Genomic DNA, 22,113 nt, shown 5'->3' with positions numbered 1-22,113 from the left:
GCGCGGCTGGTGGCCGCCGCTGCGGCGACGGCGGTGCTGCTCGTGGCGTGCGGGGGCACGTCCACGGGTGGGCCGTCCGCCGCGCCGAGAGCCGCCCACCCTGCTGCGCCCGTGCCGGCCGCCGTGCTGGAGGGGCTGTCCGTGGCCCTCTCGCAGAGCCGGTCGGACTGGGCCGACCGGGTAGTGCAGGTCGACGTCACCGACGACGGCGCGAGCGCGGTGGAGGTGGTCGGGGTCACGCTGACCGCGCCGACGTTCTCGGGGCAGGCGGTGGGCGAGCGGGGACGGACGGTGCGCCCGGGCACCACGCGCGCCGTATCGGTGGCCCTGGGCGCTCCGGTGTGCGCGACGGCAGCCGCTTCCGAACCCGCGGCGGCCGCGTCGGTCACGCTGCTGGTGCGTGACGAGCAGGGGCGCGAGTCTCGGCTGACCCTCGAGCCGCAGGACCCGCGCGGGCACCTGGCGCGCATCCACGGTGAGGACTGCGCCGCCGCGTCGGTGGCACGCGGGGCCCGACTGACGGTCGACGACGCGCTCGATGTGCAGCAGTCGGACGGTCGGCTGGTGGCGGCGCTGACGGTGCGGCTGCTGCCGGTCGAGGGAGGCCCCGCGGTGCGGGTCGAGCAGATCGACGGGTCCGTCCTGCTCGCACCGCCCGACGGACCTGCGTGGTCGCCGTCCGACCTGGCCACTGACCTGGCCACTGACCTGGCCGATGACCCGGGCAGTACGGCGGACGAGCGGACGGCGGTGCTCACGTTCGAACCGGCACGCTGCGACGCGCACGCGGTGGCCGAGGACAAGCGCGGCACGTTCCTCGGCGTGCACGCGACCGTCGACGGGGTGCCGGTGCCCGTGTTCTACCTGCCGGTCACCACGCAGGTCCGCGGGCAGATCCACGAGTACATCGGGCAGGCCTGCGGCTGGGCGTGAGGGGCCTCGCCTCGCGGGCCACGGGCGGCCCGCCCTCGCCTCGGAGGACGGGCCGCCCGCGCCTGCCGGCGCACGGGGCGCCGGTGAGAGCTACGACGCGACGAACGCCAGCAGCACCTCGTTGACCTCGGCGCCGTGCGTCCAGAGCAGGCCGTGGGGTGCACCCTCGATCTCGACATAGGTGGCTGACGGCAGCAGCTGGGCGAAGCGGCGTCCGGTGACGTCGATCGGCAGGATCCGGTCGCCGGTGCCGTGCACGATCAGCGTGGGGACGTCGATCGTGGGGATGTCGGCCCGGAAGTCGGTCAGCCAGGTCGGCTGCGCCGCGACGGACGCGAACGGCGAGGCGCCCGCGGCGGTGTCCCACGAGGCCTGCAGCGCCTCCTGCGAGAGCCGGTTGCCGAGGAACTGGTCGGTGTTGAAGAAGTCGTTGAAGAACTGCGTGAAGAACGCGTACCGGTCGGCGGTGGCCGCGGCCTTGAGCCCGTCGAAAACGTCCTGCGGGACGCCCTCGGGGTTGTCGTCGGTCTGCAGCAGGAACGGTTCGAGCGAGCCGAGGAACGCGGCCTTGGCCACGCGCGCGGAGCCGTAGGTGCCCAGGTAGCGGCCCACCTCGCCGGTGCCCATGGAGAAGCCGACGAGGATCGCGTCGTGCAGGTCGAGGTGCGTCAGCAGCGTGTCGAGGTCGGCGGCGAACGTGTCGTAGTCGTACCCGGTGGTGGGTCGGCTGGAGCGGCCGAACCCGCGGCGGTCGTAGGTGATGACGCGCTTGCCCGCGGCGAGCAGGGCGACGGTCTGCTTCTCCCACGAGTCGCCGTCGAGCGGGTACCCGTGGATGAGCACGACCGGCTGCCCGGTGCCGTGGTCCTCGTAGTAGAGCTCGATGGCGGTGGAGTTCTCGGTACCGACGGTGACGAAGGCCATGATGAGTCCTTTCCCCGATGACGAGAACGGTCGTTCTCTGTCGGATCTCACCCTAGAGAACGTCCGTTCTCGGCGCAAGTACACTGGGCCCGTGAGTGACACCGAGATCCGCGAGCGCATCGTCGAGGCCGCCGACCGCCTCTACTACGGCAAGGGCATCCAGGCCGTCGGCATGGACGAGCTGCGCACGGCCGCCGACGTCTCGCTCAAGCGCCTCTACACGCTGTTCGCCTCGAAGGAGCAGATCGTCCTCGCCGTCCTGCAGCGCCGGCACGAGCAGTGGACGCACGGCGTCGCCGACAAGGTCGCCCAGGTCAGCGACCCACGCGAGCGACTCCTGGCCATCTACGACTACCTGGCCGACTGGTTCGCCGACGAGAACTTCCGCGGCTGCGGGTTCATCAACGCGTTCGGCGAGATCGGCGCCACCTCCCCCGCCGTCGCCGAGCAGGCCCGGCGGCACAAGGAGTCGTTCCAGGCCTTCGTCGCCGACCTCGTCGCCGAGGCCGGGTGCACCGACGAGCTCGCCGCCCAGCTCGCCCTGCTGGCCGAGGGAGCCCAGACGACGGCCGCCATCGCCGGGAACGGCGAGGCGGCCGTGCACGCGAGGCGCGCGGCCCAGGTGCTCATCGCCGCCTGCTGAAGCCGGCCCGACGCGGCCTCACGCGCGTGCCCGCTGGGCCACCGCCACGCACGCGACCGTCAGCACGCCGGCCACCACGAGCGAGACCGGCACCGACTCCCCGAGCAGCACCGACGACCACGCGATCGCCAGCAGCGGCTGGACGAGCTGCAGCTGGCTGATCCGGGCCACGCCGCCCGTGCGCAGCGCGTGGTACCAGGCGACGAAGCCGCCGATCATCCCGACGAACGCCATCCACAGCAGCGCCGCCCACGCCGAGGCGGGCGCGTGCGGCCCGGTGACGAGCAGGTCGGCCAGCACGATCGGGCCGAGCACCGGCAACGCGAGGGCCAGCGCCCAGCACGTGACCTGCCAGCTGCCCAGGTGCGGCGTCACGACGGACCCCTCGGCGTAGGACAGCGCACCGCAGAGCATCGCGCCGACGAGCAGCAGGTCCGCCCCGTGCACGCCGTCGAACCCGCGCGCCAGCACGGCGTAGACCATGACGACCAGGGCGCCCGCGCTCGCGGCGACCCAGAAGAGTCGGCCCGGGCGCTCGCGGGTGTGCCGCAGCGACAGGATCGCGGTGGCTACCGGCAGCAGTGCGAGGAACACCGCACCGTGGCTGGCCGGGACGCGCGCGAGCGCCCACGAGCTCAGCAGCGGGAATCCGACGGTGATGCACGCGGCGACGACGGCGATGTGCCGCCACTGGGCGCGCGTGGGCCTGGGTTGACGCGTGAGCAGCAGGAGCGGCAGCGCGAGCAGCCCCGCGATCGCACTGCGTCCCAGCGCGACGACGAGCGGGTCGAAGCCGACGAGCGCGGCCCGGGTCAGCGGCAGGGTGAGCGAGAACGTCAGGACGCCGACCGAGCCCCACAGCAGCGGCGCCACCGACCGTCGAGTGGTGGGCGACCCCGTCCCGGCGACCGGTAGCACTTCGGGCAGTTCCACAGTAGCGCTATTGTCTAGGTTCATGAACGACGATAGCAGCGCACGACGCCTCGCGGACACGCTGCGAGCCGTCGTGCGCGCCGCACCCGCCGGGGCACGCCTGCCGTCCTCCCGCACGCTCGCCGCCGAGCACGGCGTCGGACCGGTCACCGTCGCCGCCGCGCTGCGCCTGCTCGCCGCCGAAGGACTCGTCGAGACCCGACCCGGCGAGGGCACGTTCGCCCGCCGCCAGACCGCCGGGCCCGGCGGTGACACCGCATGGCAGCTCACGGCGATGGGACCCGCGGCGGTGCAGGCCACGGCACTCGGCGCCCTGCTTCACCCCTCACGACCCGGCACGATCGCGCTGTCCAGCGGGTACCTGGCCCCTGAGCAGCAGCCGCACCACCTCGTCTCCCAGGCGCTCGCCCGCGCGGCCCGCCGCCCCGCCGCGCTCGGTCGCGTCGACCCGACCGGCCTGCCCGAGCTGCGCGCCTGGTTCGCCACCGAGGCCGGCGCCCAGGCCGACGACGTCCTGGTCTGCGCGGGCACGCAGGCAGCGCTCGCGACGATCTTCACCAGCCTGTGCCGGCCCGGGGACGCCGTCGTCATGGAGTCCCCCACCTACCTCGGCGCCCTGGCCGCCGCGCACGCGGCGGGGCTCACGATCGTGCCCGTGCACCGCGGACCCGACGGCGCACCCGACCCGCTCGACCTCGACCGGGCGTTGCAGGCCAGCGGGGCCCGCGTGGTGTACGCCCAGCCGCACGGCGCGAACCCGACGGGGACCAGCTGGCCCGCCCGCACGCACCGCGAGCTCGTGGCCGTCGCCCGTCGGCACGGGTGCTTCCTCGTCGAGGACGACTGGGCGCACGACTTCGTGCTCGCCGGCACCCCCCGAACGCTCGCCGCCGACGACCCCGACGGCACCGTGCTGCACCTGCGCTCGCTGACCAAGTCGACCGTGCCCGCGCTCCGGGTGGCGGCCGTGGTCGGTCGCGGGCCGGTCGTGGCGCGCCTCGCGGCCGGGCGCACCGCCGCCGACCTGTACGTGTCCGGGGTGCTGCAGCACGCCGCGCTCGACGTCGTCACCGGGCCCGGCTGGCGGCGGCACGTGCGCGCCGCGCGGACGACGCTGATCGAGCGGCGCGACTCGCTGGCCGCCGCGGTCGTTCGGCACCTGGGCGCCGAGTCGCTCGCGCTCGTGCCCGACCAGGGCCTGCACCTGTGGGTGCGGCTGCCCGACGGCACCGACGACGTCGCGCTTGCCGCCGCAGCGGCCGGCGCAGGTGTCGACGTGTCGGCAGGCTCGCCGTGGTGGGTCACCGAGCCAGTCGGCCCCTACCTGCGGATCAGCTACTCCGCGGCGACCCCGGCCGAGGCTGCGCACGGCGTCGAGGTGCTCGCCGGTCTGCTACCCGACCTGCCTGGGACCCGCTGACCCGCCGTCACGCGGGTCAGGCGGCCGCGGTCATCGCCCGCTGCAGCACGTGCGAACGCGCGTGCTCCAACGCCGGTTCGAGCTCGTCGAACACGTGCGACTCGTGCCGCAGCTCGTCGAGCACGCCCACGCTCGTCAGCAGCGCCAGGTGCGCGGGCTGCACGCCCTTGACCAGCACGACGATCCCCGCACGCTCCAGGTCGGCGACCAGCTCGCCGAGCGCGTGCGCCCCGGTCGCGTCGACGAACCGCAGGTGCGAGAGCCGCAGCACGACCACCCACGCATCCCGGTTGCGCGCGATCAACGCCTGGATCCGGTCGGAGGCGCCGAAGAACATCGCCCCGTCGAGCCGGTAGAGCGCGATGTGCTCGTCGCCCTCGTGCGCCGGTCCGGGCAGCGGCTGACGGTGCACGCTGGCCGCCCGGGACACCGAGCGCAGCGCGAAGAATGCCGCGACGACCAGCCCGACCTGCACGGCCTCGATGAGGTCCACCGCGAGGGTGATGACCGCCGTCACGGCGAACACGAGCGCGTCGGCCTTGGTCGAGCGCACCACGGACCGCACCGTCGCCAGCGAGACCATCTTGGTCGCGGTGACCATGAGGACCCCGGCGAGGGCGGCCAGCGGGATCGTCGAGACCGGGCCGGTGGCCAGGTAGATCACCGCGAGGATGACCACCGCGTGCACCACGGCCGCCAGTCGCGTGCGGGCACCCGCACGGACGTTGACCGCGGTGCGCGCGATCGCGCCGGTCGCCGGCATGCCGCCGAACGCCCCCGCCGCGAGCGAGGCCAGTCCCTGCCCGACCAGCTCACGGTCCGGGTCGTACCGGCGGGCGTCGTCGGGCACACCGGGCATGGACGCGGCCACGCGGGCCGACAGCAGCGACTCGATGGCCGCCAGCGCCGCGACCGCCACGGCCGGGCTGGCCAGCTCGCGCAGCAGCCCGAGACTCAGACCCGGCAGCCCGGGAGCGGGCAGCGACGCGGGCAGCTCGCCGATGCGAGCCACCGGTGCGCCCAGCAGCTCCGCGCCGATCGTGACGACCGCGACGGCGACGAGCGAGCCGGGCACCTGCGGCGCCCAGCGCGCGAACGCCAGCATGATGAGCACGACCACCGCGACGATGCCCAGGGTCCACAGCGCCGTCGACCCGGCGTCGGCGAGCGAGGTCAGCGCCGTGACCAGCGGGTTCCCGCCGACCGGCTCGGTGACGCCGACGGCCGCGGGCACCTGCTGCAGGAAGATGATCGTGGCGATGCCGAGGGTGAACCCCTCGACGACCGGCCACGGGATGTACGTGACGACGCGCCCCAGCCGCGCGACGCCCGCGAGCAGCACGATCGCCCCGCCCATGAGCGCGACGACCGGCACGGCCTTGACCCCGTGCTCGGCGACGATCGGCGCGAGCACCACGGCCATCGCCCCCGTCGGCCCCGACACCTGCACGCGCGACCCGCCGAACAGCGCCGCCATGATGCCCGCGACGACCGCCGTGACGAGCCCCGCGGCCGGCCCGACACCCGAGCTGACCCCGAACGCGAGCGCGAGCGGCAGCGCGACGACCCCGACCGTGACCCCGGCGAGCAGGTCCGAGCGCATGACGGCCGGCCGCAGCTCGAAGTCGTCCCGCCGCGGCAGCAGCCCTCGCAACGTCACCCGACGCCACATCGACCCGGTCACCGTTCCTCCCCGGGCAGCGGCGGCAGGTCGTGCGTGGCGGCCAGCCGGTCGCTGGAGTCGGCGAGCGTCGACTGCAGGAACGCCCGCGCCACCACGAGCAGCTGGGCGACCAAAGGCTGGCTGAGCCGGTACTCGACCGCGTTCCCGGACCGCGAGGACGTGACCACACCGGCCTTCTTCAGCACCGCCAGGTGCTGAGAGAGCTGCGAGGCCTCGGCCCCGGTCGCGGTCAGCAGGTCGGTCACGGGCGCCGCGAGGTCGGGCGCGGCGGCCAGGACCTCGAGGGCACGGATGCGCGTGGGGTGCGCGAGGGACTTGAACAACTCGGCCTTGATCGCGTACAGCGGAGCGGTCGCGGCGGCCGTGGGCGGGGCGGTGGGCACGGTGACCTCCTTCTGGATTGAGGAGTTTATCAATCCATCAAGAGCAGACATGGGACGTCCGACCTGCCGTCCAGATCTGGGCGCGACGCGAATCCGCCCTCACCTACCCGGTGGCGGGTGCGGCGCGGCCGCATGCGGTGACGTCGGTCGCGAGTAGTGGTCCGGCGGGTTCGAGCGAGTCGTCGTACGGGTATGACGCGGTGGGGAACACGACGTCGCGGGCGGTGGCTGGGGAGCAGTCGCAGTCGTTGTCGTGGGATGCGCAGGGTCGTCTGGCGTCGGTGACGGCGGACGGTGAGACGGCGTCGTATGTGTATGCGGCGGATGGGTCGCGGTTGGTGCGTCGTCAGGGTGGGACGAGCACGGTGTATCTGCCCGGTGGGCAGGAGGTGACGCTGTCTCACCGTCCTGAGTCACCGACGCCAGACGGCCCTGCGCATTGAGAACGTCTGGAAGGTGTTCACTGCCTTTTGGCGGACCCAAGGCGTTGCGGGGTCCTTCACGTCAACAACCGTGGCCGCACGGCCCATCCCTGTGGATGTTCGAGGGCAGCCCGACACCCGCGACAGGCGCCTCGATCACTTTCTGGCATTCGCCTTTGGCGGCGACCAGAATTGTTCACACGCGCCGCCAGTGGCGCCCTCAACTCTGATGAGTCATCGTTGCGCGCAGGAGGATCAAATCGACGGCGAGTTCCACGCGTGCCTCAATCGGATCCTCTCCGAAGCGCCTCGCCAAGCCCTGCCTTAGCACGCCATCTAGACGCTGTCTGCCGATATGAGAGAGATCGGCGTTCTCTTGAGCTAGAAGCACCAGCACCTCAAGCACGACGTCGCTATACTCGTGCGGGTTTCCTGGGTACACAATGTCCAGCGGATCGGCCTCATCCAGGCATTCATCAAGTGCTTCGAAGGCGTCTGGAAATCGCTGCCTGAGCACCCGTGTCACGGCTTGCGAATCATGCGAGTTGTCTATTCTCCAGAAGGGCTGCTCCCGCGGCTCCTCCTCGCCAGATAGTTCAGTCACCACATCCCCCATTCACCCTCTAGCCGTGAGAATCGTCTTGAACACTGCATTACCGTTGGGCTTGATTTGGTAGACCGCATACCCGTTCTCCCCCATCGGCGCAAGGACGCGATCTGCATGCGCCGAATCTGCAATCGTACCCTCCGGGAAGCCATTCGTCTCGATCGATCTACCAAGTTTCCTCACGGCTACTTGCGCGCTGCGGACGTCCTCGAATCCGGCACGTGCTGCACGTTCGAGATCGATGTGTCCCATGTTGGAGTTCACGACCTTCGTCGGAGAGTCTCCGACCCCTGGAAGATCTCGGCCGCCCTCTCCGCTGCCACTTGAGGCCTCGCTGTCGCGGGTCATGACTTCGACGCGACTATCGCCGTTAGCGTGGGCGAGCAGGTCGAGGGTACCGCTCGCAGCCATGCCGGCGCCGATCGAGATGACACCGACACCGAGGATGTTGATGGGAATCCCGACCGCTGCGCCGACTCCGGTCGCATCGAGGGCCACGCCGCCGACCTCCATGCCGGCGCCCCAACACATAGTCGCTGCCCCGAGCCCCCACATCACCAAGTCCTCAGGGTGCTGCGCCATCGCGTTCACGACGGAAGCGCCACCGTTGACGGCCCCGACGTACGCGCCCTGCAGGGAGTTCTTCAGGCGCGTGCTGAACGAGTCGTGATGAACCGGTGGATGCACCGTCGTGGTCGGGGCCGCGGGGGTGTTCGCCCGTGCCGGTGTGTACCGGGAGGGGCCCTTACCCCAGTCGCCGACGGGTGCCAGCAGCCCCGTCGGGTCGCAGTAGGTGACGGGGTTGTTGTTCGCGTAGGAGTACGCCGCCCACTGCTGAGGGTTGGACAGATCCATCACCGGGTCCACCGAGACGAACCTGCCCACCGACGCCTCGTAGTAGCGCGCCCCCACCGCACTCAGACCCGACCCATCGACCGGCTTACCCAAGAACCCGTGATCACCCGTCCACGACGAGGCCGACCCACGAACCACACCGAACGGATCCAGACGCTGCTCGCTCAACACCCCCGACCCGTTCGCGATCTGCAGCTGAGCACTCCCATGCGGGTCATTGACCAGGCTCGACACACTCGAACCCGCCATACCCGTGCGCACCGCCACCGTCTGACCCGCGAACGAGTAGTACCGCACCGCCGAGACCGTCCCCGACGCCGCCGACAGCGTCACCTCCTGCCCACCGGGCAGATACACCGTGCTCGTCCCACCCTGACGACGCACCAACCGCGACCCATCCGCCGCATACACATACGACGCCGTCTCACCGTCCGCCGTCACCGACGCCAGACGACCCTGCGCATCCCACGACAACGACTGCGACTGCTCCCCAGCCACCGCCCGCGACGTCGTGTTCCCCACCGCGTCATAACCGTACGACGACTCGCTCGAACCCGCCGGACCACTACTCGCGACCGACGTCACCGCATGCGGCCGCGCCGCACCCGCCACCGGGTAGGTGTACGTACTCGTCGTGTCACCCGCCACCGCATGCGAGACCTCACCGACCCGGTTCCCCGCCGCGTCGAAGGAGTACTGCGACCAGTACGGCGCCGGGCCACCCAGGCTCGCCACCGTCACCGGGCCCACGCACGACCCGTTCGCCGGCGTCCACGCCGACGCCAACCGGTCCAGACCGTCATACCCGTAGCACTGGGCGTCAACCGGCTCGTCCGTCGGCGAGTTCGCCGCCGACGTCGGGTTGCCCGCGGCATCGTAGGTGTAGGAGATGTCCAGGTCGTTGCCCGTCACCCCCCGACGCACCAACCATGTGCGCGCCAACCGCTGCGTGCCCTGCTCGTAGTCGTAGTTGACGTAGTCCGCCGTCGTGTTGCCCAGGTCCATCTGCAACAGCTGGCCGTACGAGGAGTACGTGGAGCCGGCGACGTACATGCCCCAGCCGCCACCGCCCGTCACCCACTGCGGCATGTTGGCGGCGTCATAGGAGGTCGTCACCGTCTCCGAGATGAGGCTGCCCGCCGCGGGGAGCTTGGTCGTCTTGACCTGCCCGTCGACCGTGTAGGTGTACGACGTGGTGTACGTCGCCGCGAGCGCGCCTTCCGACGCCGGGATCGTGACCGACTGCCCCAGCGGGCGGTAGCCCGCGTCGTACCCGGTCACCGCCGTGACGTAGGCGTCCGAGCCCTGGTACCGCGTGGACGACGTCAGCTGCCCCTTGGCCAGCGTGTCGTACGTCCAGCGCGCCAGCACCGTCCCGGTGACCGAGCCGGACCGCTCGGTCGTCTTGCGCCCCAACGCGTCGTACGTGTACGCGAGCGTCGTACTGCGCGCATCCGTCGTGGTGACGACCTGGCCGCCGTTGTCGTACGTGCTCGACGTCGTGCCCTTGTCAGGGTCTGAGGATGCCGTCTGCCGACCGAGCAGGTCGTAGGTGTACGTCCACGCGTTGCCGGCCGCGTCCTTGACGTTCGTCAAGTTGCCGGCCTTGTCGTAGCCGTAGGTCGTGGCCTGGTACGTGCCGGTCGGCGCGCCACCCGTGTACTGCCGCAGCTCGGTCGTCCGGCCGCGCGCGTCGGTGATCGTCGTCTGGGCGACGCCGCCGGTGGGCGGGTCGGTCGAGACCCGGTCACCGTCGTAGCTCGTCGTCGTCCGCCACTGCTCCGCATCGGCGACATCGGCGATCTGCGCCACCTGGCGTCCGGCACCGTCGTAGACGTACCGGGCTCTCGAGGGCACGGCCTCGGTCGGAGCGACCATCGTCGACGAAGGGTCGCCCGAGGTGAACCACGAACCGTTGGTGAGCACCACAAGTCCACGACTGTCGTAGACGGTGTCCGTCACAACGCGACCTGCCGTGTCTCGCGCGAGCGAGGGAGACTGCGTCTGCCGCGAGCGCTCCAGACCGTCGAACAGTTCGACGGTCGTCTGGTACGTCTCCAGAGCGCCCAGGGTCTTCGTCGTGATCGCATCCGGCGCGGTCGAGGACACCGTGTACTCGTAGGTCGCACTCGCGCTCTGCGTGGCCTGAGCGCGCCCAGGCAGCCAGACTGCGGTGCGCCGACCCAGAGCGTCGTACATCACCGTCGTGATCTTGCCGTTCGCGTCCGTCTCCGACGTGGACGCACCCCATGCCGGGTTCACGACGGTCGTGGTCGCCAGCGCGGTCGCCGGACCGGTGCCGTCAGGGTCCGGTGATGTCACGACGGTCTTGGTCAGCGGACCGCTCGCAGCCGGGGTGTACGCCGTCGTCGTGGTCCGTCCGAGGGCGTCAGCCACAGTGAGGACTCGGCCCAGTGCGTCGTAGGTGCTCGAGGACTGCGTCAGGTACGTCGGCGTCGCACCGGCGAACCCGGACGCGACCTGCGTCGTGGTCGCCAGGCCGCGTGTGGGCGCTGCGCCGTAAGCTCCGCCGTCGTAGAGGATGCGCTGGTCCGACACCACGTCGCCGGGCCGCGCCGGGGTCATCCCGCACCCGACAGCGACCGTCTCGGTGCGCATCACAGTCGAGACGATGAACGCGGTCGTGCTGCGTGCATACTCCAGGCGAGTGCACCGGTCGTCGGTCGCGGTCGAGGTGTCGCCCTGGTCGTCGACCTGGGTCGGCAGCCCGTACACGGCGTCGTAAGTCGTCAGCGTGCGCGTCACGCGCAGCCCCCCGGGAAGCTGCGAGGCGGCGGTCCGCTGCTCGCTCGCGCCGACGGCCAGCAGTGAGGCTGTCGTCCCGTTCGCAGCAGTCGCAGTCGCAGCCGAGATCCATGGCGTACTGACCTGCGACGACACCACCGCGCCGCCGACACCGTCGTAGGTGACCTGCTCACGGACGAATCCGTTGAGCCGCTCCTGGTCGGCGAGGCCGTCGACGGTGACGCTACGACCCTCCCCGGAGGCCAGGTGGTCCCCGTCCATACCGCGGAAGTAGCGGTACCGCACCTGGGACCGTTGGGGCGCGCTGGGCGCTCCGGTGATCACGTCGACCGTGTCGTAGCCCCGGAACTGGGACCAAGTCCGGTACGAGGCCGGCACCACTGGGTTGTCGTCGTAGTGCCACGCCGGGTCGCCGACGTAGGAGTAATGCGTCTCAGTGGCCTCTGAGACGGAGTCGCCGGCGTCTGCCACCACCGAGTCGACCAGGTACTTGTGGAAGTACTCCGTGATCGGACCCCCAGTGCCTTCCGGGACCCAGGTCACCGGGAAGCAGCGGCGCGTGTTGGAATCGGGCGACGGCGGCAGCGAGCCGGGGGTGCAGTCCTGCGGGGTGTAGTTGACGGAGATCGTCGCACCGGACTCAGTGTGGACAGCGTTGACCCGGAATCGGTTCATCGGCGGACCGGCATCACCGGTCAGGTCCACCCGGTTGGCCATCTGGACACCGCTGAACTCGACCTTCGGCAGCGCGATCGCCGCACCCACGAGACCCGAGTGGCTGATGGACGACAGCCACAATGCCGCGTTCGTCGAGTCACCGGGATCCGGGAAGGTGTGCGCCAGCGTCCAGGAGTCCACGCTCTGGTAGGCCGTGCCCGACAGTACCTTGGTGGTCACGGTCGTCAGCCGCTTGCGCGTGAAGAAGGATGGCGAAGTCTGGGCTGGGCACGACGTCGTCGAGGTGCAGATCAGGTCGAAGGGCACGTCGGGCCACGAGGCGGCACTTGCCGCGGTGAGCTGAGCAGGATCACAGGTGACCGACCCCGACGGCAGGCACCGCTCAGCCACGGTGAACTCGACCCGGTCAGGCGCGCTCGAAGCCGTCTCGGAACCCACGCGCTGCCCGTACTCGACGCGCGTCAGGTAGCCGCCGCGCACGTAGTTGGACACTGCCTGGTTCAGGTTGCGTCCGTAAGAGTTCGTCTCGGTGTCGTAGAAGTACGTCAGCGAGTTGCCCGACGTGTCGACGACGTACTCCAGGTTCCACCGCCAGGCCTGCGTGCAGTAAGCGGAGGCGAAGGAGGCGCTATAGCAGGGCTCGCCTGCCTGGTTGCCGAACACCGGGACGGTCCAGGCCGAGTTGAGCGCTGTCGTGTCGGTCGCGGAGCGCCGACCCCGGCCGAAGAAGTACTGGGTACCGTCGAGCGTCGTGACCTTCCAGAACTCCCCGTCGTTGTCGGTGTTCCAACCCCCGGTGAGGTGCTCGATCTTGGTCCCGTCATCGGACTTCACGTGCCAGGCCCCGGTCGCGGCGTCCTTGACCAGTTCGCCGGATGCCCCGCCGAGCACGAGCGTCGCGTTGTCGGTCGACCAGCACAGGTCACCCGTCGCCCGGCTTGCGTTGTTGCCGCCGGCCATGTCCTGCGAGCACGGAACGTAGCTGCGTTCGACGTACCCGGCAGTCATGTCCCAGCCGTCACCGATCCACGACGTCTGGTTGTTGGTGGAGGCGACCCTGCCATCCAACGAACCGGCGGAGTACGACACCGACAGGTCAGGGCTCGGCCCTGCCGCCACGGGTGGCACCCGGAAGGGGTATGACCACGTGAAGTCACCGGTCTGAGCCGAGACCTGCCACGCCGCCGAGGGAGACAACGGCGTCGCTGACCAGTTGCCCGTCGAACCCGAGGCAGCCGCGGTCACCGCCAGCACGCCGAACGAGGCCGCCGCCACGGTCGCGGTGACCGTGCTCGACTCGACGTCGTTCGACGACGCGACGGGAATCTGCTCGCGGCATGCTGCCTTCTCCGGCGTGGTCAGCGCGCAGTCCGGCAAGGTGACCAGGTGGAGCCGCGAAGCCCAGTCACCGCCGTAGGCGCCAGCGAATCCGGAGTAGTCGAGCGCCAGCTCGACCCCGCCGGCACCGGATGTCGTGGGGTCCGCCGACCGAGCCTCGGCGTCCGTCGAAGGCTCCCCGACCTGCAGCACGACTCCGGCGACGCCAGCGGCTCTGGCGGCCTTCTGGTCGAGGACTGCGAGGTCCACATCCGATGGCGCCCGCTCGCCCGCTGCAGGGAGCAGGCCGTCCTGCGTGACGAGCGGGTCCGAGGGCCGCGCAAGGACGACCCCGTCCGCGGCCTCGGACCAGGCGAGCCCGTCGACCGGCGTCATGTCCACCTGGACGCCCGACCCGTCCGGCCAGCTCACCTCGGCAGGTTTCTCCGAGATGAGCTGGACGGACGCACCGGACTCGTCCCCGATCTCGGTGGAGCCGATCGCCTCCGTCCGCTCCACCTCGGGGGCGAACTTCAGGCTCTGCGCTAGGCGTTCAGCGTCACTCGGCAAGGCAGGAGCCGACTCACCAGCCACCGCCGGCCCGCCGACCGCCACCGATGCCATGACAGCCGCCATGGCGACGCCCCGGATCCACCATGACGTCCGTGTCATCAGGCGCACCTCTCGCTCGTCGTTCGGCCCGGTCGTCCGCCTCACTCCGTGCCCGCCGTGCCGCTCGCTGCCGGGCTGCACGCACGGCGAATGGCGCTCTCGTCCACCGTGCCTGCCAAGAGCTGCACGTCAGCGACGTCGCCGGGCCAGGCTGCGACGGGTGCTCCTGCAGACAGTGCACCACCGACGCGGAGGGGCCCCGAGGCCCGCCAGGTCGACGCATATGGCGCGGTGACAAGAGCTGACGGAGTCGGATCGCCGAAGGGGGTGCACACAGAGAGTTCCACCAGCCCCGTGCTTGCATCGTGCATCGCCACGAGGCTGACCCACTCCCCGGCGACCGTTGCGGCCGGTGAAGCCACCTGGACGGCGCCTCCCGCCGTGTCCGCGGTCCGCATCGAGAAGTACCAGCAGGACGACATTCCGCCCGCACAGGTCGCATCCGCGCGGTATCCGAGCTCGAACCCGCTGAAGTCACGACCGTCCTGGCCTACGGCGGTGGCCGTGGCGGCCGGCAGCGAGTCCAGCCGCACCGTGGCCAGCACCGCGAAGCTCCCCGCGGTCGAGACGACCGGGCCGGCCGTGACCGCCCGATCGGCGAGCGCGCCGAAGTGCAGAGCCCTGTCGTCCACCGCGCCGAACGGGACGAGCGGTCCGTCGACCCAGGATGTCGCGCCGGCCAGGTTGAGCAGGGGGCTGCCGTCAGCTGCCACCGAACTCCTCGCGACCGTGCCGCTGCCCTCGTCCAACGACCACTGCGCCGACGTGACCGGGAAGTCGACGTTGAAGGTGTAGAGGCTGACCGGGCTGACGTTGCCGGCACGGTCGACCGCCTGCACGCGCAGGGTCTGCGGGCCGACTTGGTCGGGGCTGAAGGTCAGCGTCGCTGCGGAACCGGAGACAGAGCTCGACAATGCGGTGTTGTTGAAGGAGTACTTGTAGGACAGGACGTCGGTCGACGTGCCCGCGGAGACGGCGAAGCCACCGACTTGGTGGAGCCCGCCAGCCCACGCGCCCTCGACGTACTTGACCGGATAGCTGGTCGCCGTCGCCGGTGCGATCACCGGAGCGACGGGTGCGACGGTGTCGATCCCGAACTGGCAGAACGAGGCTCCGCCCAGGAGACCACCGGAGTCCAGGGCGACGACGCGGAACTGGTAGCCGTCACCGTCGCTCAGGCTGCCCGAAGGCACAGCCTGAGTGTGGACAGAGCCGGCTGCCTTCGCAGTCGTCAGTCCCGGGGTGTACACGGCACCCGAAGTACTGAACACATCGAAGTACGCCTGCAGGTTGCCGCCGTCCGGGTCGTCCACCGTGGCACTCAACGTCGGCGTCCTGCTGTTGATCCAGGATCCGCAGCTCTTGACCGCTGCCCCGACCGTCAACGACAGGCCAGTCGGCGTCGACGGCGGACGGTTGTAGGTGATCGAGAACGTCGCGTCGTTCCGGAACCGCTTCCAGTACGCCATGCTCGACTCGTCGACCGCCAGGCCCAAGGAGCCCTGCGCGGTGTTCGCGTCCGCGATCGCCCTTGCCTGCGCGGTCGCGTCGAACTCGATCCATCGCACCGGCTGGCCCGCGCAGGAAGACTTGGCCACGAACGTCACCGTGCTCATCGCCTCCCAGAGCGTGCCACCGGGCCACGGTGTCGAGGAGTTGAAGTCGCCGACTCTGTAGAGCGTGACGGGGCGCGGGGTGCAGTCGTAGGCGTTCGTGCCGACAGCAGCGAACGTCGCCGAGACAATCTGGTTCGAGGTCAGTGCGCCGATCTCGCCCAGACCCGTGAACGTCCACAGCAACCTGCTCTTGAACGTGGCCGAGCATGAGGTCGTCGTCGCACGGCTGCACAGGCCGACTCCTTGGTCCGGGTCGAACCCGTAGTCCTGCCCAAACACGTCGCGCACGGCGGTCCACATGTTGCGTGAGCCGCTGATGGAGGGATCGATGTAGACCGGCCACGTCGTCTCGGGATCGGCGAGCAGCTGCGCGTCTGGCGTGATGGTGACCGCGTCGGTGGACACCTTCGCGGGCATCCAGGCGACGTTCTCCCCACCGATCGGTGCCACCGCGCGGTCACCACCCGCGGCCGGCGCCTCTGCGGCCACCGGTGTGGGGCCCACCGTGGCGAGCTGAGCACCGACACGTCCGAGCCCCAGCAGGGCGAGCGGTTGCGCGGTCCGGGTGGTCGCCTGCGTCGAGTCCCACATCGCGGGGGTCGGGCTCGAGAACACCCTCTCGCCGGCCCCGTCCAGCGCGACGAACCCTCCTCCGGCACCCTCGAGATCCAGGTCTGAGGTCGTCGTGACCGGGAAGGTCAGCTCGGCGAGGCGCGGGTCGGCCGCTGCGTGCGCGTCCTCCACCCGCAGAACCTCGGAGAACCCCGTCGCATCGGCGTTCACGGTCACGAGGAGATCCACGCCCGGCAGCACGTCCGTGTAGGTCAGCCGAGGTCCGTCCACCGTCGGCGCGGGCAGGTCGAGCGACACGTCGAAGGTCATGGAATGACCGTCACGCTGCAGGCTCACGAGAGGGATGCCCGGGGCGCCGTCACTGAAGGTCATCGCCGTCACGGGGGCCGCGACCTCGAAACCGCTGCCCGAGGCGACGAGCGTGTTGTCCACGGGGGCCCATTGGTCGTCGAGCAACGTCCGGACCGCAGTGGCCGAGGCGTCCCAACGCATCGTTCCGTCCGGCTGCGCGTACAGCGTGTCCCACTCGGTTCGCGATGAGGTGACCTCGACATCGGCCCCGCACGCTGCCGCGAGATCCACGGCCTCCGCTTCGAGCGCGGTCGACTCTCGGCACGCCGACGACGGCGCAGACACGTCGTCGGCAGCGGCAGCAGGCGGCGGGCATACAGCGCTCACCACACTCAGGGCGCCCACCGCGACCAGCACGAAGGAGCGCAGCCCCCGTCGCATCCCAACCGCCTCGTGCAGAGCCATGTCTCCCCCGTCGCTCGCGGACAACCTCGTCCTGTCGCAGGAACGTACTGCGTGTCCGTGCAGGCAGGACGCCGTTTTCCGAGCAACTGAGACTCACCTGTGTGACGCTTGTCACGTTGACATCGACTGTCGCTCGGCGCCAATAGGCACGCGACACGGGCACCCCCTGAACGACTGCGGCCGGGGCCTTTCTGCGCCCACGATGAGAGACTCGCCCCCGTGCCCTCCCCCACCCCGACCCTCGCCGATCGCGTCCCGGCCGACCCGCACGACGCCGACGCGCTGTACGCGGCGTTCACGGGCTGGGCTGCCGACCAGGGCCTGTCGCTGTACCCACACCAGGAGGAGTCGCTCCTGGAGCTGGTGACAGGCGCGCACGTCATCGTCTCGACGCCCACCGGCTCGGGGAAGTCGCTGATCGCGGCGGCCGCGCACTTCGTGGCGTTCGCGCAGGGTCGGCGCACGTACTACACGGCGCCGCTCAAGGCGCTGGTCAGCGAGAAGTTCTTCGCCCTGGTCGAGGCGTTCGGCTCGGCGAACGTCGGCATGATGACCGGCGACTCGGCGGTCAACCCGACGGCCCCGATCATCTGCTGCACCGCGGAGATCCTGGCGAACCTGGCGTTGCGCGACGGCGACGCAGCCGACGTCGGGCAGGTCGTCATGGACGAGTTCCACTTCTACTCCGACCCGCAGCGCGGTTGGGCGTGGCAGGTGCCGCTGCTCGAGCTGCAGCACGCGCAGCTGGTGCTCATGTCGGCCACGCTCGGTGACGTCTCGTTCTTCCGGGACGACCTGCAGCGCCGGACCAGCACCCCGGTGGCCGTCGTCGCCGACGCGGAGCGGCCGGTGCCGCTGACGTTCGCCTACGCGATCGAGCCGCTGCACGAGCTGCTCGACGAGCTCGTGCGCACCCGCCGCGCACCCGTCTACGTCGTGCACTTCACGCAGAAGGAGGCCGTGGAGCGCGCGCAGTCGCTGCTCTCGACACCGCTGGCCAGCCGGGAGCAGCGGGACCGGATCGCCGACGAGCTGGGCGCGTTCCGGTTCGGGCCCGGGTTCGGCCGCACGCTCTCGCGCCTGCTGCGGCACGGCGTGGGCGTGCACCACGCCGGGATGCTGCCCAAGTACCGCCGCGTCGTCGAGCGCCTCACCCAGAAGGGTCTGCTGCCGGTCGTGTGCGGCACCGACACCCTGGGCGTGGGCATCAACGTGCCGATCCGCACCGTGCTGCTGACGTCGCTGGTCAAGTACGACGGCGTGCGCATGCGGCACCTGACGGCCCGCGAGTTCCACCAGATCGCCGGCCGCGCGGGCCGCGCCGGCTTCGACACCGTCGGCGAGGTCATCGTGCTCGCCCCCGAGCACGTCATCGAGAACCGCAAGCTGCTGGAGAAGGCGGGCGACGACCCGCGCAAGCTGAAGAAGATCGTCCGCAAGAAGGCCCCCGAGGGCCTCGTCAACTGGACGGACAAGACGTTCGAGCGCCTGCGCGACGCCCCGCCGGAGCCCCTGACGTCCTCGTTCTCGGTCAGCCACGCGATGGTGCTGCACGTGCTGGCCCGCCCGGGCGACCCGATCGCCGCCATGACCCACCTGCTGATGGACAACCACGAGCCGGAGAGCGCGCGCGGTCGGCACGTGCGCCGGGCGATCGCGGTCTACCGCTCGCTGCGCGCGTCCGGCGTCGTGGAGCGTCCCTGGGTCGAGGACACCACCGCCCCGCACGGGCGCCGCCGCACCGTCCGGCTCACGCACGACCTGCCGTCGAACTTCGCGCTGAACCAGGCGCTCTCGCCGTTCGCCTACGCCGCGCTCGACCTGCTCGACCGCGACGACCCGGCCTACGCGCACGACGTCGTCTCCGTGCTGGAGGCCACGCTCGACGACCCGCGCCAGGTGCTGGCCGCGCAGGAGAACCGGGCCCGCGGCGAGGCCGTGGCGGCCATGAAGGCCGAGGGCCTGGACTACGACCAGCGGATGGCCCTGCTGGAGGACGTCACCTACCCTCGCCCGCTGGCCGAGCTGCTCGAGGCGGCGTTCGTCACCTACCGCCAGACGAACCCGTGGGTCGCCGACCTGGCCCTGTCCCCCAAGTCGGTCGTGCGCGAGATGCACGAGAAGGCCATGACCTTCGCCGAGTACGTCTCGGTGTACCAGCTGGACCGCACCGAGGGCGTGCTGCTGCGCTACCTCGCCGATGCCTACCGGGCGTTGCGCCAGACCGTGCCCGACGAGCGCCGCACCGAGGAACTGTGGGAGCTGATCGAGTGGCTCGGCGACCTGGTGCGGCGCACCGACTCGAGCCTGCTCGACGAGTGGGAACGCCTGGCCAACCCGCTCGACGAGCACGGCGCCGACGCCCCCGGCGGTACCGACGAGGACACCCCGGAGCCCATCACCGCCAACCCCCGGGTGTTCCGCGCCCTGGTCCGCGGCGCGCTGTTCCGCCGCGTGGAGATGGCAGCGCGCGAGCAGTACGGCGCGCTGGCCGCGCTCGGCGACACCGACGTCGACGGCGTGGCCTGGGACAACGACCGCTGGGCGCAGGCGCTCGACCCGTTCTACGACGACCACGACGAGATCCTCACCGGCCCCGCCGCGCGCGGACCGGGTCTGTTCCAGGTCTCGACGGGCACCGGCACGTGGCGCGTGCGCCAGCTGCTGGACGATCCCGAGGGCGATCACGACTGGCGGATCGACGTCGTGGTGGACCTCGTCGCGTCCGACGAGGCAGGCGAGGTCCGCCTGCGCGTGGAGGCCGTCGGCGCCCTCTGACGGGGGCTCGCGAGGGGCTCGTAGGCAAGGGCAGGATGCCCTCCTGAAGGCAAGGCACGCCTGCGTCTGTGCAGGTCAGGGCAGGCTTTGCTGTGATGACAGCCCGTCGGATCCCGCCTACCGTCGTCCCTATGACCTCTCTCAGCAGCAGCGTGATGGGCCTGTCCGACGTCCTGAAGACGGGCTCCACGCCGACCGCCCGCAGCCTCAACTGGCTGCGCGCCGGCGTGCTCGGCGCCAACGACGGGGTCGTCTCGATCGCCGCGACCGTCGTCGGTGTGGCGGGCGCCTCCACGGCCGTCTCGTCCATCGCGGTCGCCGGTGTCGCCGCCCTCGTGGCCGGCGCCCTGTCGATGGCCGCCGGTGAGTACGTGTCGGTGAGCAGCCAGCGCGACGCCGAGCAGACCGCCCTGGCCCGCGGCCAGGTCATCCCCTCGGTCGTCGAGCGCGAGCACGAGGCCGAGCTGACCAACCCGTGGCACGCGGCCATCGCCTCGTTCATCGCGTTCCTGCTCGGCGGTGTCGTGCCGCTGGTCGTCGTCCTGCTCCCCTGGGGCGGGCTGCGCGTCCCGGCCACGTTCGCCGCCGTCGCGGTGGCGCTCGTCGCGACCGGCATGATCTCCGCCCGGTTCAGCGGTGCCCGTGTGCAGCGGTCGGTGCTGCGCAACGTCATCGGCGGGTCGATCGCGATGGCCGTCACCTACAGCGTCGGCGCGCTCGTCGGCATGGCCGTCTGACGCATCGGGCGACCACCCGCACGACTTCCGACGGTTCCCGTCGCACGACGCCCGTCAGGTGCCACCCGGCAACCTGGCGGGCGTTCGAGCACCTATCGTGGGCCCGTGGTCAGGAAGGACGCCAAGCACTCCCCCAGCGGGACCCCGGCACTCGTCGCGCTCAGCGCGGCCGGCGTGCCGCACACGGCGCACGCGTACGAGCACGACCCGGGCAGCGACGTCGGGTACGGGCTCGAGGCCGCCCAGGTGCTGGGCGTCCCGCCGGAGCAGGTGTTCAAGACGCTCATGACCAGCGTCGACGGGACGCTCACGGTCGCGGTCGTGCCGGTCACCGGCCAGCTCGACCTGAAGGCGCTCGCCACGGCCGTCGGCGGCAAGAAGGCCGCCATGGCCCCGCGCCCCGACGCCGAACGCGCCACCGGGTACGTCGCCGGCGGCATCTCCCCGCTCGGGCAGAAGAACGCGCACCCCACAGTCGTCGACGAGACCGCGTGGCTGTTCGACACGGTGTACGTCTCGGGCGGTCGGCGCGGGCTCGACGTCGAGCTCGCCCCGGACGATCTCGTCCGGCTCACCTCGGCAACCGTCGCGGCGATCGCACGCGACCGATGACCGCCCCCGCCGTCGACCTCGACGGATCGATCGACGACCGCCTCGCCGCCGTCCGAGCCCGGTTGGCCGCGGCATGCGATGCCACGGGCCGGCCGCGCCCCGCCGTCCGGCTCCTGCTGGCGTCCAAGACGATGCCCGCCGAGCGGGTGCGGGAGGCCCTCGTCGCCGACGCCCGGGCCCGCGCCCTCGACCCGACACTGGTACCGGTCCTGCTCGGGGAGAACCGCGTCCAGGAGCTCGTCGAGAAGGCACCCGCGCTGGCCGACCTGGCACCCGACTGGCACGTCATCGGACCGCTGCAGTCGAACAAGGTCAACGCCGCCCTGCGCTGGGCCGGAACCGTCGAGTCGGTCGCGACCCTCGACCTGGCCCGACGACTGTCCGAACGCTCGCGCGATCGACCGGCGCCGCTCGCGGTGCACGTGCAGGTGAACGTCTCCGGCGAGGCGAGCAAGCACGGCGTGCACCCGCACGACGCGCACGGGCTCGCCCTGGCCGTGGCCGCCCTGCCGGGCCTGCGGCTGACCGGGTTCATGACCGTCGGGGCCAACTCGCCCGACGACACGGTGGTCCGCGCGGGCTACGCGCTCCTGCGCACGCTGCGCGACGAGGTCCTCGCCTCGGGCGCACCGGGGACGGCGTCGGCCGTCGAGCTGTCAATGGGCATGAGCCGGGACCTGGAGGCCGCGGTCGCCGAAGGGGCGACGGTCGTGCGGATCGGTTCGGCGGTCTTCGGCGCGCGCACCCGGTGAGGCGAGGCGACACTCGCCCGCGCGGACGAGGCGCCACCCCTCAGGACGACCG

The 22,113-nt window shown here is 71.1% G+C and carries 14 protein-coding genes; 7 read left to right on the top strand and 7 right to left on the bottom strand.

Annotated features, from left to right (window positions below; translation table 11 throughout):
* Window positions 1-9 precede the first annotated feature (9 nt).
* Window positions 10-933: a hypothetical protein gene (locus BKA22_RS13715; protein ID WP_146953084.1), complete on the top strand. Its 924-nt coding sequence runs from the start codon at window positions 10-12 to the stop codon at window positions 931-933.
* Window positions 934-1,023: 90 nt separating this feature from the next.
* On the opposite strand, the gene BKA22_RS13710 is transcribed toward BKA22_RS13715, so the two are convergent.
* Window positions 1,024-1,857, bottom strand: coding sequence for an alpha/beta fold hydrolase (locus tag BKA22_RS13710; RefSeq protein WP_146953085.1), 834 nt, complete (start codon window positions 1,855-1,857; stop codon window positions 1,024-1,026).
* A 91-nt stretch (window positions 1,858-1,948) separates the two neighbouring features.
* Here BKA22_RS13710 and BKA22_RS13705 point away from each other — a divergent pair, with 91 nt between their 5' ends.
* Window positions 1,949-2,500 (top strand): TetR/AcrR family transcriptional regulator, encoded by a 552-nt coding sequence (locus BKA22_RS13705; RefSeq protein WP_146953086.1) that lies wholly within the window; start codon window positions 1,949-1,951, stop codon window positions 2,498-2,500.
* A gap of 18 nt (window positions 2,501-2,518) precedes the next feature.
* Here the strand turns inward: BKA22_RS13705 and BKA22_RS13700 are convergent, their stop codons facing one another.
* Complete coding sequence (locus tag BKA22_RS13700) at window positions 2,519-3,373, bottom strand: DMT family transporter (protein ID WP_179561786.1); 855 nt, start codon at window positions 3,371-3,373, stop codon at window positions 2,519-2,521.
* Window positions 3,374-3,455: 82 nt separating this feature from the next.
* Here BKA22_RS13700 and BKA22_RS13695 point away from each other — a divergent pair, with 82 nt between their 5' ends.
* Window positions 3,456-4,853, top strand: a complete 1,398-nt coding sequence (locus BKA22_RS13695) for an aminotransferase-like domain-containing protein (RefSeq protein ID WP_146953088.1) — start codon at window positions 3,456-3,458, stop codon at window positions 4,851-4,853.
* Between the two features lie 16 nt (window positions 4,854-4,869).
* Here BKA22_RS13695 and BKA22_RS13690 read toward each other — a convergent pair whose 3' ends face one another.
* From BKA22_RS13690 to BKA22_RS13665, 5 genes are all read right to left on the bottom strand, one after another.
* A complete protein-coding gene (locus BKA22_RS13690; protein ID WP_146953124.1) occupies window positions 4,870-6,525 on the bottom strand; it encodes a SulP family inorganic anion transporter in 1,656 nt (551 codons plus the stop codon).
* A gap of 8 nt (window positions 6,526-6,533) precedes the next feature.
* The gene (locus tag BKA22_RS13685) at window positions 6,534-6,920 is read right to left on the bottom strand and encodes an ArsR/SmtB family transcription factor (protein ID WP_223203586.1); all 387 of its coding nucleotides are present in this window, start codon (window positions 6,918-6,920) and stop codon (window positions 6,534-6,536) included.
* A gap of 642 nt (window positions 6,921-7,562) precedes the next feature.
* Window positions 7,563-7,958, bottom strand: coding sequence for a hypothetical protein (locus BKA22_RS13675; RefSeq protein WP_188334911.1), 396 nt, complete (start codon window positions 7,956-7,958; stop codon window positions 7,563-7,565).
* Window positions 7,959-14,084 carry an RHS repeat domain-containing protein gene (locus tag BKA22_RS20390; protein ID WP_179561784.1) on the bottom strand — a complete coding sequence of 2,042 codons (6,126 nt, stop codon included), beginning with the start codon at window positions 14,082-14,084 and terminating at the stop codon, window positions 7,959-7,961.
* Window positions 14,085-14,278: 194 nt separating this feature from the next.
* Window positions 14,279-17,008 carry a LamG-like jellyroll fold domain-containing protein gene (locus BKA22_RS13665; RefSeq protein ID WP_146954773.1) on the bottom strand — a complete coding sequence of 910 codons (2,730 nt, stop codon included), beginning with the start codon at window positions 17,006-17,008 and terminating at the stop codon, window positions 14,279-14,281.
* A 393-nt stretch (window positions 17,009-17,401) separates the two neighbouring features.
* Between BKA22_RS13665 and BKA22_RS13660 the strand changes: the two genes are divergently transcribed.
* From BKA22_RS13660 to BKA22_RS13645, 4 genes are all read left to right on the top strand, one after another.
* The gene (locus tag BKA22_RS13660; protein WP_146954772.1) at window positions 17,402-19,960 is read left to right on the top strand and encodes a DEAD/DEAH box helicase; all 2,559 of its coding nucleotides are present in this window, start codon (window positions 17,402-17,404) and stop codon (window positions 19,958-19,960) included.
* Between the two features lie 131 nt (window positions 19,961-20,091).
* A complete protein-coding gene (locus tag BKA22_RS13655) occupies window positions 20,092-20,697 on the top strand; it encodes a VIT1/CCC1 transporter family protein (protein ID WP_146954771.1) in 606 nt (201 codons plus the stop codon).
* Between the two features lie 105 nt (window positions 20,698-20,802).
* Complete coding sequence (gene ybaK, locus BKA22_RS13650; protein WP_146954770.1) at window positions 20,803-21,309, top strand: Cys-tRNA(Pro) deacylase; 507 nt, start codon at window positions 20,803-20,805, stop codon at window positions 21,307-21,309.
* On the top strand, window positions 21,306-22,061 hold the full coding sequence (locus BKA22_RS13645) for a YggS family pyridoxal phosphate-dependent enzyme (RefSeq protein ID WP_146954769.1): 756 nt from the start codon (window positions 21,306-21,308) through the stop codon (window positions 22,059-22,061). The genes ybaK and BKA22_RS13645 overlap by 4 nt, the downstream gene beginning before the upstream one ends.
* Window positions 22,062-22,113 lie beyond the last annotated feature (52 nt).

The organism is Cellulomonas soli, from assembly GCF_013409305.1.
Taxonomy (GTDB): domain Bacteria; phylum Actinomycetota; class Actinomycetes; order Actinomycetales; family Cellulomonadaceae; genus Cellulomonas; species Cellulomonas soli.
The sequence above is the reverse complement of the archived record's forward strand: the minus strand, read 5'-3'. Positions and strand labels throughout refer to the sequence as shown.

Bases quoted from the DNA above. Each gene is read 5' to 3' on its own strand.
- BKA22_RS13690 (WP_146953124.1), bottom strand. From the start codon at position 6,525: ATGTGGCGTCGGGTGACGTTGCGAGGGCTGCTGCCGCGGCGGGACGAC.
- BKA22_RS13655 (WP_146954771.1), top strand. From the start codon at position 20,092: ATGACCTCTCTCAGCAGCAGCGTGATGGGCCTGTCCGACGTCCTGAAG.
- BKA22_RS13695 (WP_146953088.1), top strand. From the start codon at position 3,456: ATGAACGACGATAGCAGCGCACGACGCCTCGCGGACACGCTGCGAGCC.
- BKA22_RS13645 (WP_146954769.1), top strand. From the start codon at position 21,306: ATGACCGCCCCCGCCGTCGACCTCGACGGATCGATCGACGACCGCCTC.
- BKA22_RS13675 (WP_188334911.1), bottom strand. From the start codon at position 7,958: ATGGGGGATGTGGTGACTGAACTATCTGGCGAGGAGGAGCCGCGGGAG.
- BKA22_RS13710 (WP_146953085.1), bottom strand. From the start codon at position 1,857: ATGGCCTTCGTCACCGTCGGTACCGAGAACTCCACCGCCATCGAGCTC.